This window comes from Pseudotabrizicola alkalilacus (genome assembly GCF_003443995.1).
GTDB classification, from domain to species: Bacteria; Pseudomonadota; Alphaproteobacteria; order Rhodobacterales; family Rhodobacteraceae; genus Pseudotabrizicola; species Pseudotabrizicola alkalilacus.
This window is the reverse complement of sequence record NZ_QWEY01000001.1, coordinates 193,562-209,218: the sequence shown is the minus strand read 5'-3', so window position 1 is coordinate 209,218 and position 15,657 is coordinate 193,562. Positions and strand designations below refer to the sequence as shown.

At 66.3% G+C, this 15,657-nt stretch carries 18 protein-coding genes; 9 read left to right on the top strand and 9 right to left on the bottom strand.

The window, feature by feature from the left end; genetic code table 11:
- Positions 1-44: 44 nt before the first annotated feature.
- The gene (locus D1012_RS00995; RefSeq protein WP_118149478.1) at positions 45-563 is read right to left on the bottom strand and encodes a DUF2478 domain-containing protein; all 519 of its coding nucleotides are present in this window, start codon (positions 561-563) and stop codon (positions 45-47) included.
- 102 nt (positions 564-665) lie between these two features.
- On the opposite strand from D1012_RS00995, the gene mobA reads away from it, so the two are divergent.
- Together mobA and D1012_RS00985 are read left to right on the top strand one after the other, a co-directional pair.
- The gene (mobA, locus tag D1012_RS00990; protein WP_118149477.1) at positions 666-1,274 is read left to right on the top strand and encodes a molybdenum cofactor guanylyltransferase MobA; all 609 of its coding nucleotides are present in this window, start codon (positions 666-668) and stop codon (positions 1,272-1,274) included.
- Positions 1,207-2,142: a molybdopterin guanine dinucleotide synthesis gene (locus D1012_RS00985; protein ID WP_158569149.1), complete on the top strand. Its 936-nt coding sequence runs from the start codon at positions 1,207-1,209 to the stop codon at positions 2,140-2,142. The genes mobA and D1012_RS00985 overlap by 68 nt, the downstream gene beginning before the upstream one ends.
- Here D1012_RS00985 and D1012_RS00980 read toward each other — a convergent pair.
- From D1012_RS00980 to D1012_RS00955, 6 genes are all read right to left on the bottom strand, one after another.
- Complete coding sequence (locus D1012_RS00980) at positions 2,134-2,370, bottom strand: sulfurtransferase TusA family protein (protein ID WP_233516978.1); 237 nt, start codon at positions 2,368-2,370, stop codon at positions 2,134-2,136. The genes D1012_RS00985 and D1012_RS00980 overlap by 9 nt on opposite strands.
- A complete protein-coding gene (locus D1012_RS00975) occupies positions 2,367-3,170 on the bottom strand; it encodes a 3-deoxy-manno-octulosonate cytidylyltransferase (protein ID WP_118149474.1) in 804 nt (267 codons plus the stop codon). Before D1012_RS00975 ends, D1012_RS00980 begins: the two co-directional genes overlap by 4 nt.
- 2 nt (positions 3,171-3,172) lie before the next feature.
- Positions 3,173-4,003, bottom strand: a complete 831-nt coding sequence (gene kdsA, locus D1012_RS00970) for a 3-deoxy-8-phosphooctulonate synthase (RefSeq protein WP_118149473.1) — start codon at positions 4,001-4,003, stop codon at positions 3,173-3,175.
- Between the two features lie 4 nt (positions 4,004-4,007).
- On the bottom strand, positions 4,008-5,003 hold the full coding sequence (locus tag D1012_RS00965) for a KpsF/GutQ family sugar-phosphate isomerase (RefSeq protein ID WP_118149472.1): 996 nt from the start codon (positions 5,001-5,003) through the stop codon (positions 4,008-4,010).
- Between the two features lie 75 nt (positions 5,004-5,078).
- Positions 5,079-6,143 (bottom strand): AbrB family transcriptional regulator, encoded by a 1,065-nt coding sequence (locus D1012_RS00960; protein WP_118149471.1) that lies wholly within the window; start codon positions 6,141-6,143, stop codon positions 5,079-5,081.
- On the bottom strand, positions 6,137-6,379 hold the full coding sequence (locus D1012_RS00955) for a SlyX family protein (protein WP_233516977.1): 243 nt from the start codon (positions 6,377-6,379) through the stop codon (positions 6,137-6,139). The genes D1012_RS00960 and D1012_RS00955 overlap by 7 nt, the downstream gene beginning before the upstream one ends.
- A gap of 51 nt (positions 6,380-6,430) precedes the next feature.
- Between D1012_RS00955 and hisS the strand changes: the two genes are divergently transcribed.
- From hisS to D1012_RS00935, 4 genes are all read left to right on the top strand, one after another.
- The gene (hisS, locus tag D1012_RS00950) at positions 6,431-7,969 is read left to right on the top strand and encodes a histidine--tRNA ligase (protein ID WP_118149470.1); all 1,539 of its coding nucleotides are present in this window, start codon (positions 6,431-6,433) and stop codon (positions 7,967-7,969) included.
- Positions 7,969-9,075, top strand: a complete 1,107-nt coding sequence (locus D1012_RS00945; RefSeq protein ID WP_118149469.1) for an ATP phosphoribosyltransferase regulatory subunit — start codon at positions 7,969-7,971, stop codon at positions 9,073-9,075. Before hisS ends, D1012_RS00945 begins: the two co-directional genes overlap by 1 nt.
- Positions 9,072-9,776, top strand: coding sequence for an ATP phosphoribosyltransferase (gene hisG / locus D1012_RS00940; RefSeq protein WP_118149468.1), 705 nt, complete (start codon positions 9,072-9,074; stop codon positions 9,774-9,776). The genes D1012_RS00945 and hisG overlap by 4 nt, the downstream gene beginning before the upstream one ends.
- 65 nt (positions 9,777-9,841) lie before the next feature.
- Positions 9,842-10,195, top strand: coding sequence for a hypothetical protein (locus tag D1012_RS00935; RefSeq protein WP_118149467.1), 354 nt, complete (start codon positions 9,842-9,844; stop codon positions 10,193-10,195).
- Positions 10,196-10,198: 3 nt separating this feature from the next.
- Here the strand turns inward: D1012_RS00935 and D1012_RS00930 are convergent, their stop codons facing one another.
- Both D1012_RS00930 and D1012_RS00925 read right to left on the bottom strand, forming a co-directional pair.
- On the bottom strand, positions 10,199-12,202 hold the full coding sequence (locus D1012_RS00930; RefSeq protein ID WP_118149466.1) for an FAD-dependent oxidoreductase: 2,004 nt from the start codon (positions 12,200-12,202) through the stop codon (positions 10,199-10,201).
- A 93-nt stretch (positions 12,203-12,295) separates the two neighbouring features.
- Positions 12,296-13,123 carry a zinc-ribbon domain-containing protein gene (locus D1012_RS00925; RefSeq protein ID WP_118149465.1) on the bottom strand — a complete coding sequence of 276 codons (828 nt, stop codon included), beginning with the start codon at positions 13,121-13,123 and terminating at the stop codon, positions 12,296-12,298.
- Positions 13,124-13,311: 188 nt separating this feature from the next.
- Between D1012_RS00925 and D1012_RS00920 the strand changes: the two genes are divergently transcribed.
- The 3 genes from D1012_RS00920 to D1012_RS00910 are packed head-to-tail and all read left to right on the top strand — an operon-like array spanning position 13,312 to position 15,604.
- Positions 13,312-13,983: a cell division ATP-binding protein FtsE gene (locus D1012_RS00920; protein ID WP_118149464.1), complete on the top strand. Its 672-nt coding sequence runs from the start codon at positions 13,312-13,314 to the stop codon at positions 13,981-13,983.
- The gene (locus D1012_RS00915) at positions 13,980-14,876 is read left to right on the top strand and encodes a cell division protein FtsX (RefSeq protein ID WP_118149463.1); all 897 of its coding nucleotides are present in this window, start codon (positions 13,980-13,982) and stop codon (positions 14,874-14,876) included. Before D1012_RS00920 ends, D1012_RS00915 begins: the two co-directional genes overlap by 4 nt.
- Positions 14,876-15,604, top strand: coding sequence for a lysophospholipid acyltransferase family protein (locus D1012_RS00910; RefSeq protein WP_435530885.1), 729 nt, complete (start codon positions 14,876-14,878; stop codon positions 15,602-15,604). Before D1012_RS00915 ends, D1012_RS00910 begins: the two co-directional genes overlap by 1 nt.
- The last annotated feature ends 53 nt before the right edge of the window (positions 15,605-15,657 follow it).

Below are 15,657 nucleotides of genomic sequence, written 5' to 3'. Positions count from 1 at the left end.
GGCCACCGGAAACAGCAGCCGCAAAACCCATGGTGACGCGTCTGTTACCCCTTGGCGTCAACCCCGATCTGGGACAGGCACCATGCCAGCACAGCCTCTTCATCACTCTGCAGCGCGATGGCGATCTCTGCGGCAAACAGGTCAAACCCTGTACGGTTTTTTGCCGATACGCTGATCAGCACCGGCACGCCCAGACTCAGGGCCTGTGCGATCACCGGGCGAAAGCCGCGGCCTTCGGCCTCTTGTTTGCCAAATTTGTTCAGGATCAGCAGGTGCGGCGGCGCGGCCTGCAGCGCAGACGCCACACGCCCGACCGCCTCTTCCAGACCAGCGGCATCCAGCCTGCAGCCCGAGGAATGGCGGCCAAGGCTTTGACTGATGCGAAAAATACTGCCATCGCTCAACACCCGCAGGTCCATCAGGCAGGGGCGGACGGGGTCGGTTTCGGTGTTGATCTGGACCACGCCGCCCAGAACCGTCCCCGCCGTTGTCAACCGCTGCGCCACGCGGGCCAGCAGCCGGTCACCGTCTCCCCGCTCCGGGGCAGAGACAAAACCCAGCACCTTTCTGCCTCCCCTCCGCAGATCACGCGGCTTGTATCCCGCCAGCCCTGCTTACATGATGCCACCTGACCGCGAAAGCGCCACCTTCGGACGGGACAGATCATGCAGATTGCCGGATATCCAGGCGTCATTCTTGCCGGTGGGCTGGCCCGGCGGATGGGCGGCGGCGACAAAGGCCTGATGCTGCTCCATGGTCAAAGCCTGATACAGCAAGTTATCACCCGCCTGTCACCGCAAGTTCAGCACATGGCCATCAATGCCAATGGCGACCCCGCGCGCTTTGCCGCATTCACGCTGCCGGTGCTGCCCGATCTGGTGCCGGGGTTTCCCGGCCCGCTGGCGGGGGTGCTGTCCGCGATGGACTGGGCGGCGGGCCTTGGCGCAGACGCGGTTGTCACCGTGGCCGCCGACACGCCGTTTTTTCCCGACGATCTGGTCGCCCGCCTGCAGGCGGCGGGCGGGTCCGCCGGGTTCAGTCTTGCCGCGACCGGCGCTGCGACCGCGCCCGACTGGCACCCGACCTTTGGCCTCTGGCCCACGGCCTTGCGCGACACGCTGCGCCGCGATCTGCTGGCCGGGCAGCGCAAGGTGATTGGCTGGGCGCTGCAAAACGGGGCCAGACCCGCGCTGTTTGGCGCGCAAGATGACCCGTTTTTCAACATCAACACGCCCGAAGATCTGGTCGCCGCCCGGCTGCGCGATGATCTTTGACCGCGTCGCCATCCTCGACTGGTCTGCCGCCAAAGGACCAAAGCGTGGCAAGGATTCGATCTGGGTCGCGACTGCCACGCCCATAGGCTGCATTGCCCAAAATCTTCCGACACGGGCAACTGCCGAAGCCGCCCTTGTGACCCTGATCACCGACAGCCTTGCCCAAAACCACCGCCTGCTGCTCGGGGCCGACTTTGCCTTTGGCGCGCCCGCCGGGTTTGTCGCGCGGCTGACCGGGCAGGCAGCGGCGCTGTCGTGGTGGCACTGGCTGGCCCAGCACATCACCGATACGGCCGAAAACCTCAGCAATTACCGGCAGATCGCAGCGCAGATGAACAGCGTTTTTCCCGGCGACGGCCCGTTCTGGGGCAATAATGAACGGATGCCGACCCCCGGCCTGCCTCGGCTGAAACCGGCATTGCCGCCGGGTCTGACGCCGCACCGTGCCACCGATCTGGCGGCACGTGGGCCGGGGTCGTCGCCCAAACCGGTCTGGCAATTGGCGGGCGCAGGCGCAGTCGGCGCGCAGGTGCTGACCGGGCTGCCGGTGCTGCACCGGATGCAGCAGCGCTTTGCCGGGCAGCTTTCGGTCTGGCCGTTCGAGCCGCCCACCACCCCGGTTGTGCTGGCCGAGGTTTATCCGTCTTTGCTGGCCAATGCGGTCCGTCGCCACACCTCAACCACCGGAATGGTCACCGATGAGGCGCAGGTCCGGGTGCTGGCGACTGCGCTGCACCGCCTTGGCCCCGCTGACATGAGCCGCCTGTTCACCCTGCCCCACCCGACACCGGACGAGGGCTGGATGCCGGAGGAGGGTTGGATTTTGGGCGCAGGTCACGCGGCCCTGTTGCAGGCCGCGCTATGCTGAGCCCTTGCGGATCAAAAACAACCATGCCGCACCGTCCTGATCACTCGACAGCAGCGTGTCACCCGACTGGCTGCAGAAATGCGGCATGTCGATGACCGAGGCCGGGTCGGTCGCGACCACCCGCAGCACCTGCCCCGGCTGCATTGCCAGCAGCCGTTTGCGCGCCCTCAGCACCGGCAGCGGACACAACAGCCCTGCGGCATCAATCTCGACGTCCCAAGCGGTCAATCCCAACCCATCCGCGCCAGATAGCCCTCGATCAGCGACACGTCACTGGGGTTGTTCAACTCCCAGAACACCGCGCCGGGGGCCGAGACCTCGACCATGCGGATCGGATGGCCGTTTTCCAGAAACCGCAACTGCTCCAGCCCTTCCAGCGCCTCCAGCGGCCCCGGCTCCCAGGCCTGATAGGCGGCCAGAGCGGCGGGGCGATAGGCGTAGACGCCGACATGGTGAAACACCGGCACCTTGCCGTTCACGATGCCGCGCCCGTTGGTGAAGGGGATCACCTCTTTGGAGAAATAGAGCGCCCGCCCGGCGCGGTCTGCAACCACCGTGGTCGCGCCAACCCGCCCGGCGCGGCGGTCCATCAGCAGGTTTTCCACCGTTTCGGGGTCGCAGCGCAGGAACGGCGTCGCCATGCTGCAGTCGGGGTCGGCGCGCATTGCGTCAATCAGCGCGGTCACGAAATGGGCCGGCGTCAGCGGTGCATCGCCTTGCAGGTTCACCACGATATCCGCCGTGATGCCCGCAACCGCCACCGCTTCGGCCACCCGTTCGGTGCCGTTGCGGCAGGTGTCCGAGGTCATGATCACATCGGCCCCGATCCGCCGCGCCTCATCGGCAATCCGGTCGTCGTCGGTGGCGACATAGATCGGGATCTGCCCGCAAGACGCCGCGCGCCCCGCCATCACCGAGCGTTCGATCAGGCTGCGCGCCACGCCTTTGGCCCCGGTCAGCGCCACCAGCGGCTTGCCGGGATAGCGCGTGCTGGCATAGCGGGCGGGAATGATGATGCAGGCGTCCATGGTCACAGCCCCTTTGCCAGACGGTCAAAGGCGCAGAGCGTGCCGATCAGCGCCTTCATATCATGCAGATGGATCATGTTCGGCCCGTCACTCGGTGCGGTGTCGGGGTCTTCATGGGTCTCGATGAACAGCGCCGACACCCCCACCGCGCAGGCCGCCCGTGCCAGCACCGGCGCAAACTGCCGCTGCCCGCCCGAGCTGCCGCCCAGCCCTCCGGGCTGCTGCACCGAATGGGTGGCATCAAACACAACCGGCCAGCCGGTCTCGGCCATGGTCGGCAGGCCCCGGAAATCGGTCACCAAAGTGTTGTAGCCAAAGGACGTGCCGCGCTCGCACAGCATGATCCGCCGGTTGCCGGTGCTTTCGACCTTGGCCGCCACGTTTTTCATATCCCAGGGCGCCAGAAACTGCCCCTTCTTGATGTTGATCGCCAACCCCGTCTCGCCCGCGGCCAGCAACAGGTCGGTCTGACGGCACAAAAACGCCGGGATCTGCAGAACGTCCACCGCTTCTGCGGCAATGGCGCAATGCCCCGGTTCGTGCACGTCAGTCAGCACCGGCACGCCATATTCAGCGCGGATGTCGGACAGGATGCGCAACCCCATCTCCATCCCCAGGCCCCGGTTGGTGCTCAGCGAGGAACGGTTGGCCTTGTCATAGCTGGCCTTGAAAATGAACTTGGTGCCCGTGGGCGCGCAGGCCTCCAGCAGCCCTTCACAGATCATCCTTGCATGGGCCGAGCTTTCCAGCTGGCACGGGCCAGAGATCAACGCAATCGGCGCAGCCCCCCCGATCGCAATATCGCCCACGGTTACGGTTTGCTGATCCATCATTCCCTCACATCACGCCAATGCGCAAAAGGTCGTGCAGATGCACGATCCCCACAGGCCGCCCGTCCTCACAGACAAACAGCGCAGAAATTTTCGACTTGTTCACAATGGCCAAGGCCTCGGCAGCCAGTGTCTGCGGGGCCACCGTTTTCGGGCTGCGCGTGGCAATGTCGCCCGCCACCCGGTCCAGCAGCCCGACGATGTTGCGCCGCAGATCGCCATCGGTCACCACCCCCGCCAGCAGCCCCTGCGCATCGACTACGCCTGTGACCCCCAGACCGCCCGCCGTCATCGCCCGCACCACCTCCTGCATTGGCGCGTCCAGCGGCACCAGCGGCACCTGCGGGTGCATCACCTGCCGCACCAGCGTCAGTTGCGCGCCCAGCTTGCCGCCGGGATGATAGGTGCGGAACTGATCCGCCTCAAACCGCCGCGCCTCCATCAGCGCCACAGCCAGAGCATCGCCCAAGCCCATCATCAGCGTGGTCGAGGTGGTGGGGGCCATGCCGATGGCACAGGCCTCGGGCAGGTCTGGAATGGTCAGCCGGTAATCCGCCGCCCGCATCAGGGTGCTGCCCGCATCGCGCGACATCCCGATCAGCGGAATGTCAAACCGCGCGCAATGCGCGATCAGATCGCGCAATTCCATGGTCTCACCGCTGTTTGACAGCAAAATGCAGATATCATCCGGCGTCACCATGCCCAGATCGCCATGGCTGGCCTCGGCCGGATGCACGAACAGCGACGGCGTACCGGTCGAGGCCAGTGTCGCCGCGATCTTGCGCGCCACATGGCCCGATTTGCCGATCCCCGACAGCACCGCCCGGCCCCGCACCTCCAGCAGCGCAGCGACCGCCCCGGCAAAATCGTCGGGCAGCGCGCCCGCCAGCGTCAACAGCGCCTCGCCCTCGATGCGCAACACACGCTCGGCGGCACGGCGATGCGCTTCCGGTGTCAGGGAGCTTGGCGTCAGGGCGTCGGGGGTCAACACGGTCGATCTCATCTCTGCCCTGCGCGCGGGCTTTCCTTGGGTCGCACCTCTAGTGCCACGCACGGCCCCCCCTGTCCAGAACCGCGCCTAGCCCTTGGCAAACCACCGCGCGCCGATCTGCGCCGCCACCACCGCCATCCCGATCCGCAGCACGTGATGCGTGGTGACGTAAATCGCACTGATGTTCAGGCTCAGGGCGATCAGGCTCATCTCGGCCAAACCGCCGGGGGCAAAGGCCAGAAACACCGCCGCCACCGGCTCCCCCACCAGCGCATGCAGCGCCATCGCAAAGCCAAAGGCCAGCGCCATCACCCCGGCCCCGTTCAGCACCGCAAGGCCCCCCGCCCGCCGCAGCATCGCCCCGCTCACCCCGGCAAAACGCGCCCCAAGGCCGGTGCCCAACACCACCTGGGTCAACGAGATCAGCCAGCCCGGCGGCACGCCCTCGACCCAGCCCAGCGCATGCGCCAGTGCCGACAGGATCAGCGGCCCGGTGATGATCCAGGCCGGAATCCGGCACAGCCGCGCCAGCCACACGCCGAATCCGCCACAGGCCAGTAGCACCAGCACATCGCGAAAGGTCAGCGCCACATCCGCGCCGTGCATCTGCACCCCGGCGGCCGAGCCGACCGCATGGCCGGTCACCCCGGCAAAGATCAGGGGCACCGCGATGATGGTCAGGATCAGCCGCAGAAACTGCAGCACTGTCAGCAGCCGCACATCGGCACCGGCCTCTTCGCCCAGTTGCACGCTTTCAATCAGCCCGCCCGGCAGCGCGCTGAAATAGGCATCCACCCGGGGCAGCCCGCCCCGGCGAAAGATCATATAGCCCAGCGCATGCGCCAGCGGCACAAACAGCACCAGCGCCAGCAGGCTGCGGCCCCAGCCCAACGCCTCCTGCGCGACTTCTGGCGTGAACGCCCCGCCGATCGCCACCCCGATCACCGGCACAAAGGACATCCGCAGCCGCATCGGCATCGTCACCGCGCGCCCCAGCGGCCGCCAGCCTGCCGCTGCCGTTATGGCGACCGCCAGCAGCGACCCCAGCAGATAGCCCAGCGGCACGCCCAGCGCCGCCGCCAGAACTCCGCCCAGCGCACCGATCCCCAGCGTCACCGCCAGCGCCGGATAATCCACGGTCAGCCCTACCAATGCGGCGGCCTCACATCGGCGGCGGGCGCCTCGCCCATCCCCGCCTCACGCTCGGCCTCGCGTTCGACCAGCAGGCCGACCAGTCGGGTCAGCCGGTCCACCTCGCGCCGCTGCGCCGTCACCACGTCCGACAGATCATCGACCGCCCGTTGCAGGTGCGCCACCCGCTCCTCGATCCCGTCAAACCGATCCATCATCCGCACCCCCATGATTGCCCGCGTGCCGCTTGCCGCCATCCCCCCCATCCGTTACAGGATGCCCGGCAAAGATCGAAGGGCCAAACCGCCATGTCCGACGCGAAAATCCGCCGCCCAAGGGCCGAAACCCCCAAAGGCTTCCGCGATTACTTCGGAACCGAAGTGACCACGCGCAAAGCCATGCTGGACAAGATCGCCGAGGTGTACCACCGCTACGGCTTTGATCCGCTGGAAACCAGCGCGGTTGAAACCGTTGAATCGCTTGGCAAATTCCTGCCCGACGTGGATCGCCCGAATGAGGGTGTGTTTGCCTGGCAGGATGAGGATACCGACTGGCTGGCCCTGCGCTACGACCTGACCGCGCCCTTGGCGCGCGTGGCCGCGCAGTACCGCAACGACCTGCCCTCGCCGTATCGCCGCTATGCGATGGGGCCGGTCTGGCGCAACGAAAAGCCCGGGCCGGGTCGATTCCGCCAGTTCTATCAATGCGATGCCGATACGGTCGGGTCGGGTTCGGTCGCCGCCGACGCCGAAATCTGCGCCATGCTGGCCGACGCACTGGAAGCCGCCGGGATCGAGCGCGGCGACTATGTGGTCAAGGTGAACAACCGCAAGGTGCTGAACGGCATACTCGACAACGCAACTGATAGAGTCATGAATGAGGACCCAATACAGGGCAATTCCGACGTTATCAAACGAGCGATTGATGTCGGAAAGCGTGCGTTGCACTCGATTGCAGACGATATATTGAGAACCCTCGACAAGTTCGACAAAGTAGGCATTCACGGTGTCGTTGAGTTACTTACAGACGGCCGTCGTGATGCTTCGGGTGCATTTATTCCTGGACTTAACGTACCTCCTATTGCTGTTGAGGGTCTGGTTAAGTTCCTTCTCGCAAAATCAGAAACCAATACTCAAACAATCGCGAACCTACGTTTGGCTGTGGGCAACAGCAAAGTCGGTGCCGAAGGCGTAGACGAACTCGAACAGATCGCTGCCCTCCTCGCCGCCCAAGGCTACGGCCCCGACCGTATCCGCATCGACCCCTCCGTCGTCCGTGGCCTCGGCTACTACACCGGCCCGGTCTACGAGGCGGAACTGACCTTCCAGATCACCGACGAAAAGGGCCGCCCGCGCAACTTCGGCTCCGTCGCGGGCGGCGGGCGCTATGATGACCTCGTGAAGCGCTTCACCGGCCAAGCAGTCCCCGCCACCGGCGTGTCCATCGGCGTTGACCGTCTGCTGGCCGCCCTGCACGCCAAGGGCCGCATCAGCGCCGACAACACCGGCCCCGTCGTCGTCACCGTGATGGACCGCGACCGGATGGCTGATTACATGGCCATGGTGGGCGAGCTGCGCAGCGCGGGCATCCGCGCCGAAACCTACCTCGGCAATCCGAAAAACTTCGGCAACCAGTTGAAATACGCCGACAAACGCAATTCCCCCATTGCGGTCATTCAGGGCGGGAACGAGGCCGAATCCGGCACTGTCATCCTCAAAGACCTGATCCTCGGCGCGAAAATCGCGCAGAACGCCACGCTGGAGGAATGGAAAGACCGCCCCGCACAAGACACAGTGCTACGCGGCGACCTCGTCGCCGCCGTGCGCCGGATGCTGGATCAAGGCTGATGCGCAGCGGGGTCGAACGCGCAACCTCTGACCGCCTCGCCGCGTGGTTCGCCGATCAGGGCGCCACGCTGGTCGAGGCGGATATCCTTTTGCCCGCCGAAACCCTGCTGGACCTTTACGGCGAAGACATCCGCGCCCGCGCCTATATGACGGTCGATCCGGTGCAAGGCGAAATGATGTTGCGGCCAGATTTTACCGTGCCGGTGGTCCAGCAGCACATGGCGGGCGGCGCAGACCCCGCCACATATGCCTATTCCGGCCCGGTGTTCCGCAAACAGACCCGTGCCGGCGACCGCCCGTCGGAATTCCATCAGGCCGGGATCGAGGTGTTCCGCCGCGACCAGCGAGAGGAGTCCGACGCCCGCGTGTTCGCCCTGATCAATCAGGTGCTGCGCGAAAACGGTCTGACCCTGCGCCCGGTGACCGGCGACATCGGCATCCTGATGGCTGCCGTGCGCGGCCTTGCCACCTCTGAGCGCCGCAAACAGGCGCTGTTGCGTCACATCTGGCGGCCGCAACGCTTCCGCGCCCTGCTCGACCGGTTCTCGGGCCGCGCACCTGTGCCGCAGGCCCGCAAGCACCTGCTCGACCGTCTGGCCAAAGGCTCCCCCGCCGATCTGATCGCGCAGGCAGGCACCTTTACCGGCCTGCGCAGCGAGGCCGAGATTGCTGCCCGCGTGCAGGCGCTGACCGAAGACGCCCAGACCCCGGCGCTGGCCGCGCCCGAAGCCGCGCTGCTTTATGACCTCTTGTCGCTGCAGGCCCCGTCGCGTGCGGCGCTGCAGCATCTGCGCGGCATCGCGCCCATGCTGCCCGCGATCACCCCGGCGGTGGACCGGTTCGCCGCCCGGCTCGACGCGCTGGCGGCGCAGGGCATCGACACCGAAACCCTGCCGTTCGAGGCCAGCCACGGCCGCACCAGTCTGGAATATTATGACGGTTTCGTCTTCAGCTTCCACGCCGACGACCCCGCCCTGCCCCCGGTCGCCAGCGGCGGGCGCTATGACGCGCTGACCGCCGTGCTCGGACAGGGCAAATCCATCCCCGCCGTTGGCGGCGTGATCCGCGCCGGGCTGATGACCCGGTTGATGGGGGAAAAGCCATGATCAAGATCGGCGTGCCGTCCAAAGGGCGGCTGATGGAGAAAACCTTTGACTGGTTCGGCGCGCGCGGCGTCACCCTGCGCCTGTCAGGGGCCGAGCGCGAGTATGCCGGCCGCGTCGATGGCATCGAGGGCGTCGAGTTGGTGCTGCTGTCGGCAGGGGAAATTCCGCGCGAACTGGCTGCCGGGCGCATCCACCTTGGCGTCACCGGGTCCGACCTTGTGCGTGAAAAGCTGGCCGACTGGCCCACGCAGGTGGCCGAACTCGCGCCGCTTGGCTTTGGCCATGCCGATCTGATCATCGCGGTGCCGGTCGCGTGGATCGACGTTGACACGCTCGATGATCTGGACGCAGCCGCCGCCGCTTTCCGCCGCACCCACGGCTTCCGCCTGCGCATCGCCACCAAATATCACCGCTTGGTGCGCGATTACCTGACCACCCATGGCGTGGCCGATTACCAGTTGGTCGATTCGCAGGGGGCCACCGAAGGCACGGTCAAGAACCTGACCGCCGAGGCGATTGCCGATATCACCTCCTCGGGCGAGACCCTGCGCGCCAACCACCTGAAAATCCTGTCCGACGCGCTGATCCATTCCAGTCAGGCGGTGTTGTTCCTGTCGCATCGCGCCGACTGGACTGCAGACAACCGCAAAACGCTGTCCGATCTGGCGCGGCAACTGGATGTCACAGTGCCGAAAACCTGACCTTGCCGGGCCTTTGAAACCGGCCCGGTATGCGTTAACCTTTGCGCAACCCAAGGAGGGTGTCGATGAAACTGTCCCGCATCCTGCTGTGCGTTGCCGCCCTGCTGCCCCTGCCCGCCGTGGCACAGGATCTCGCCTCGGCAGACGCGATCCGCACCGCGATTGTCGGAAATACCGTGCAAGGCGCGATGGTCGCCTCGGGCGGCTTTACTGAATATTACGCCCCTGACGGCGCGATCCGGGGCCCCGATTACGCGGGCGAGTGGTCGATTGACGGCAACCGCATGTGCTTTGGCTATGACGGCAACCCGGCAAGCTGCTGGGCCGTGCGTCTGAACGGGCAAAGCATCGTCTGGGTCGGCTCTGCCGGGGATGAGGGCACGGGCACCATCCTGCCCGGAAACCCCAACGGTTACTAACGCTTACAGCCGCGCCGCCAGCCGCGCCCCCTGATCAATCGCGCGCTTGGCGTCCAGTTCCGCCGCCACATCGGCGCCCCCGATCACATGCGGGGTGATCCCCGCCGCCACCAGCGCCTCGGCCAGCCCGCGTTCGGGCACCTGACCGGCGCACAGAATCACATCATCCACCGCCAGCAGCTGCTCTACCCCGTCGCGCTCGATGACAAGGCCCTCGCCGGTGATCGCCTTGTAGCTCACCCCGCCCAGCATCTTCACGCCTTTGGCCGCCAATGCCGCGCGGTGAATCCAGCCCGTGGTCTTGCCCAGGCCCCGCCCCGGTTTTTCCGCCTTGCGCTGCAACAGCCAGACCTCCCGCGCGGGTGGCTCCGGCGTGGCAACGGCCAGCCCCCCGGCCACCTCTGCCGGGTCGCCAACGCCCCATTCGCGCCGCCAGAGCGCGAAATCCTCGGTCGGGCTTTCCCCGGAATGCACCAGATACTCGGCGACATCAAAGCCGATGCCCCCCGCCCCGATCACCGCGACACGGCGGCCGACCTTGGCCCCGCGCAGGGTGTCCAGATAGCCCAGCGCCCGCTCCTGCCCCGGAATGCCCGGATCACGGGGGGCCACGCCGGTGGCCATCACCACCTCATCAAACCCCGTCAAAGCCTCCGGCACCGCTTCTTCGCCCAGCCGCAGCACAACCGCAGACCGCTCCAGCATGGTGTCAAACCACGTGATCAGCCCGCGAAATTCCTCCTTGCCGGGGACCGAGGCCGCCAGATGCAGCTGCCCGCCGACGCGATCCGCCCGGTCAAACAGTACCACCTCATGCCCGCGCTCTGCCGCCACCAGCGCGGCCATCATCCCCGCCGGGCCCGCGCCGACCACCGCCACCCGCTTGGGCACAGCGGCGGGCGCATAGACCAGTTCGGTTTCATGACAGGCGCGCGGGTTGACCAGACAGGTGGTCAGCTTGCCGCTGAAAGTATGGTCCAGACAGGCCTGATTGCAGGCGATGCAGGGCGCAATCTCTGCCGCCCGCCCCGCCGCCGCCTTGGCGACGAAATTCGCATCCGCCAGAAACGGCCGCGCCATCGACACCATATCGGCGTGACCCGCCGCCAGAACCGCCTCGCCCACCTCGGGCGTGTTGATCCGGTTCGAGGTGATCACCGGAATCCCCACCTCTGGCCGCAAACGCGCGGTCAGCCACGTAAACGCCGCGCGGGGCACCGAGGTCGCAATCGTCGGCACCCGCGCCTCGTGCCAGCCGATGCCGGTGTTCAGCATCGTGGCCCCAGCCGCCTCGATCCGTTTCGCCAGCATGACAACCTCATCCCAGGTCGAGCCATCGGGGATCAGATCAATCAGGCTGATCCGGTAGATCAGAATGAAATCGGGGCCGACCGCTTCGCGCACCCGGCGCACCACTTCGACCGGCAGCCGCATGCGGTTTTCATAAGCCCCGCCCCAGTCATCTTCGCGCCGATTGGTGTGGCGCACCAGAAACTGGTTCAGGAAATAGCCCTCCGACCCCATCACCTCCACACCGTCATAGCCCGCCTCCCGCGCGCGCATGGCAGCGGTCACGATGTCGGAAATCTGCGTCTCGATCCCCGCAGCGTCCAGTTCAAGTGGCACGAACGGAGAAATCGGCGATTTTATCGCACTTGGCGCCACGCAGCCCTTGCCATAGGCATAGCGCCCGGCATGCAGGATCTGCATCGCAATCAACCCGCCCGCGTCATGCACGGCATCGGTCACGCGGCGATGATTGGCGATATCCGTTTCTGAAAACAGCCCCGACGCGCCCGGATACACCCCGCCTGCACGGTTCGGGGCCATGCCGCCGGTCACGATCAGCCCGACCCCGCCCGCCGCGCGCGCCGCATAAAACGCCGCCACCCGGCCCCAGTCGCCAAGCTCTTCCAATCCGGTGTGCATCGACCCCATCAGGACGCGGTTGCGCAGACGGATATGGCCAAGATCCAGCGGGGCAAGCAGATGGGGATAGGTGGTCATGATGTCCTCCGGCAACCTGGCGGCAGAATGGTCGCCGCCCGCGCGCTTGTCACCCGCTACGCCGCGTCACAACGCTCTCGCCCATACCCTGAGTCAGCCGCCGGTCAGACCGTTTACTGCACCGGTTGCGCGCTGCATCAGCGCATCCACCGACAGCCGCAGGGAATCGACCATTGCGACATAAGACGCCATCGCATCCGCCGTCCCCGGAATCTGAGACGAGATCTGCGGCGCCATCACATAGATCAGCACCGCCACCGCAGCCAAAATCAGCACCAGCGCAAAGCCCGAGCGGAACCCCGACCCCGACGAAGCCGGTCTGGGCACTGCCGCTTCCACCAGACTGGCGGCCATATCATTGGGCCGCAGGCTGGAGTTGATTTCCTCGATATCGGGCAACAGATCCCGCCGCGCCGCAGCGCGCGGCGGCACACCCGGCTCCCCCTTCATCGTCGCGATGCGCTTGTCGGTTTCGGTTCGTGCCGCAGCCGACGCGGCAGCCGCCGCCGCCGCTGACCCCACCACCGGCGACAGGGGCGGCGGCAGGCCAAGGTCGCCCTGCATCTCGATCCCGGTGGCTTCGGCCTTGCGGGCCGCCATCTCGCGCCCGGCCTCTTCGCGCAGGATCGCGAGCACGCTGTCATCCAGCGCCCGCTGCACCGGCAGCGCCTTGGCGGGCGGTGCCGCCATGGGCGTCTCGTCTTCCTCGTCCTCCGCATCGGACTGCGCGACCGCGGCGGGCACCTCGGCCACCGGCTCCGGCTCGCGGTACAGATCGTCGCTCAGATCGTCAGCCACAGGGTCGCGCATCTGAAACCACGCGTGGCCACAGTTGGAACATTGCACGTCGCGCCCGGCGTCGGGAATGGCACCGTCATCGACTTCATACTGGGCGTCACAATTCGGACAGATCAGGCGCATAGCGCATACCCTTTCCCGGTTCTCCCGGATTTTCACCGGACACTAGCAACGAACCCGCCCAAGGCCAAGAGTTTGTGGCTGTTTTCGCAACACTGGTGCTCTGGCTGTCATTGTATCCGCCGACACTTTGCGCAATTCTGCCACAGCGCCAGTACAGTGCCAGCGGCACGGCCAAAGGGGACGAATGAGTGATCGCGTTCGAGAATGTGGGTTTCAACTACGGCGGGGGTGAATTGCTCTCGGATGTCACCCTGCGCCTTGCACCGGGGTCGTTCCATTTCCTGACCGGGCCATCGGGGGCGGGCAAATCGACGTTTCTCAAGCTCGCCTATGCCGAATTGCGCCCCACAGCGGGCCGGGTCACGATCTTTGACCGTGATGCGCGCATGATGTCGCGCGATGATGTCGCGCTGAGCCGCCGTCGCATCGGCGTGGTGCATCAGGATTGCCAGTTCCTTGACCATCTGCCGCTTGCCACCAATGTCACCCTGCCGCTCACCGTGGCCAGCCGCAAAGGCGATGCGCAGGATCTGACCGCGCTGCTCGATTGGGTCGGGCTGGGCAAACTGGCCGATGCCCTGCCGCCACAGCTGTCCGGGGGCGAGCGTCAGCGCGCCGCCCTTGCCCGCGCCATCATCATGTCGCCCGATGTCATCCTCGCCGATGAACCCACCGGCAACCTCGACTGGGAAATGTCTCTGCGCCTGCTGACCCTGCTGGTCGAGCTCAGCCGGATGGGCAAGACCATTCTGGTCGCCACCCATGACATGAACCTGATCCGGCAGGCGAAATCGCAACTGGCGGCGCGGGTGCTGCGCATCCAGAACCGCCGGGTGCAGCTTGCGGGGGCCGATCTGTGAAATTCACCCTCCCCGCCCTTCTGGCCCCCGACAGGCAGGCTGACCGCGTGGTGCCGCCCTCGGGTTTCACCGCGCAGCTGACGCTGTTCACGGCGGGCGCAATGGCCTTTCTGGCGGTCTTTGCCCTTGCCCTGTCGCTTGCCTCCGGGCGGCTGGCCGACCGCTGGGCTTCGGCCCTTGCCGGCACCGCCACCATCCGCATCTCGGCCCCGCCGGAGCAGCTGGATACCCAGGTCGCCGCCGTCCTTGCGCTGTTGTCCACCACGCCCGGCATCGCCTCGGCCCGCGCGCTGGATACCGAGGAACAGCGCGCCCTGCTGGAGCCGTGGTTCGGCCCCGACCTGCCGGTTGATGCCCTGCCGCTGCCGCGCCTGATCGAGCTGACCGAAGCCGCGCCGGGATATGACAGCCAAGGCCTGCGCCTGCGCCTGTCGGCCGAGGCCCCCGGCGCCGTGCTCGACGATCACACCCGCTGGCGCCGGCCGATGGCACAAGCGGCCGAGCGTCTGCGCCTGCTGGGCGCGCTGTCACTGATCCTGATTGCCGGGTCCACCGCCGCGATGATCACGCTGGCCGCCAATGCCGCCCTGTCGGCCAACCTGCCGGTCATCCGCGTGTTGCGGCTGGTGGGGGCCAAGGATGCCTATATCGTGCGCGCCTTTGTCCGCCGCTTCACCCTGCGCGCGCTGACCGGGGCCGCCATCGGCACCGTGATCGCCATGATCGGCATCGCCCTGTTGCCGCAGGCTGATGAGGCCGGGGCCTTTCTCACCGGCCTCGGGTTTCAGGGCTTCGGCTGGCTTTTGCCGCTGCTCCTGCCCCCGCTCACCGCCATTGTCGCCTTTGCCGCCACCCGCACCGCCGCCTTCCGCACCCTGAAAGGGCTGACCTGATGCTTGCCGTCCGCTGGACCCTGTCGCTGCTGTTCAACATCCAGATGTATCTGGCCATGGCGGTCATCGCTGTAGTCTTTGCCCCCTGGGCGCTGTTCTCGCGCAATGGTGCCTTTGCCGCCTGCCACAGCTATTGCCGTTGGGTGATCTTTACCGCCCGCATCATGTTGGGGCTAAAGGTCGAGGTGCGCGGCACGCCGCCGACCGATGAGGTGGTGGTTGCCGCCAAACACCAGAGCTTTTTCGACATTCTGGTGATCTTCAACGCGATCCCGCGCGGCAAGTTCATCATGAAGCACGAACTGATCTATACCCCCTTTCTCGGTCAATACGCCCAGCGCATCGGCTGTGTCTTTGTCGATCGCGGCAAACGGGGGGCTGCGATTGCCAAGATGAAGGCCGATGTCGCCCGCTCTGCCGCCGATCCCGGCCAGTTGGTGATCTATCCGCAAGGCACCCGCGTCGCCCCCGGCGTGGTGAAACCCTACAAGGTCGGCTCGGGCCTGCTTTACGAACAGCTCGGCCAGCCCTGCGTGCCGGTCGCCACCAACATCGGCGTGTTCTGGCCAAAGCGCGGCATCCTGCGCAAGCCCGGCACCTGTGTCGTGCATTTCCTGCCCCGCATCGAACCCGGCCTGCCGGTCGGGCAATTCATGAAGCAACTGGAACAGGATATCGAATCCACCTCCGACGCCTTGCTGATCGAGGCGGGGTTTCACAGATCATAACCAAATGTCAGATGTTCCCCCCTCCGCCAAGCAGATCACCGGCACGGGGAACC

Excerpts from the sequence above, each read along its gene's own strand:
- mobA (WP_118149477.1), top strand. The coding sequence starts at position 666 with ATGCAGATTGCCGGATATCCAGGCGTCATTCTTGCCGGTGGGCTGGCC.
- D1012_RS00985 (WP_158569149.1), top strand. The coding sequence starts at position 1,207 with ATGACCCGTTTTTCAACATCAACACGCCCGAAGATCTGGTCGCCGCCC.
- D1012_RS00975 (WP_118149474.1), bottom strand. The coding sequence starts at position 3,170 with ATGGACGCCTGCATCATCATTCCCGCCCGCTATGCCAGCACGCGCTAT.
- kdsA (WP_118149473.1), bottom strand. The coding sequence starts at position 4,003 with ATGATGGATCAGCAAACCGTAACCGTGGGCGATATTGCGATCGGGGGG.
- D1012_RS00965 (WP_118149472.1), bottom strand. The coding sequence starts at position 5,003 with ATGAGATCGACCGTGTTGACCCCCGACGCCCTGACGCCAAGCTCCCTG.
- D1012_RS00955 (WP_233516977.1), bottom strand. The coding sequence starts at position 6,379 with ATGGCGGCAAGCGGCACGCGGGCAATCATGGGGGTGCGGATGATGGAT.
- hisS (WP_118149470.1), top strand. The coding sequence starts at position 6,431 with ATGTCCGACGCGAAAATCCGCCGCCCAAGGGCCGAAACCCCCAAAGGC.
- D1012_RS00945 (WP_118149469.1), top strand. The coding sequence starts at position 7,969 with ATGCGCAGCGGGGTCGAACGCGCAACCTCTGACCGCCTCGCCGCGTGG.
- hisG (WP_118149468.1), top strand. The coding sequence starts at position 9,072 with ATGATCAAGATCGGCGTGCCGTCCAAAGGGCGGCTGATGGAGAAAACC.
- D1012_RS00935 (WP_118149467.1), top strand. The coding sequence starts at position 9,842 with ATGAAACTGTCCCGCATCCTGCTGTGCGTTGCCGCCCTGCTGCCCCTG.
- D1012_RS00930 (WP_118149466.1), bottom strand. The coding sequence starts at position 12,202 with ATGACCACCTATCCCCATCTGCTTGCCCCGCTGGATCTTGGCCATATC.
- D1012_RS00925 (WP_118149465.1), bottom strand. The coding sequence starts at position 13,123 with ATGCGCCTGATCTGTCCGAATTGTGACGCCCAGTATGAAGTCGATGAC.
- D1012_RS00910 (WP_435530885.1), top strand. The coding sequence starts at position 14,876 with ATGCTTGCCGTCCGCTGGACCCTGTCGCTGCTGTTCAACATCCAGATG.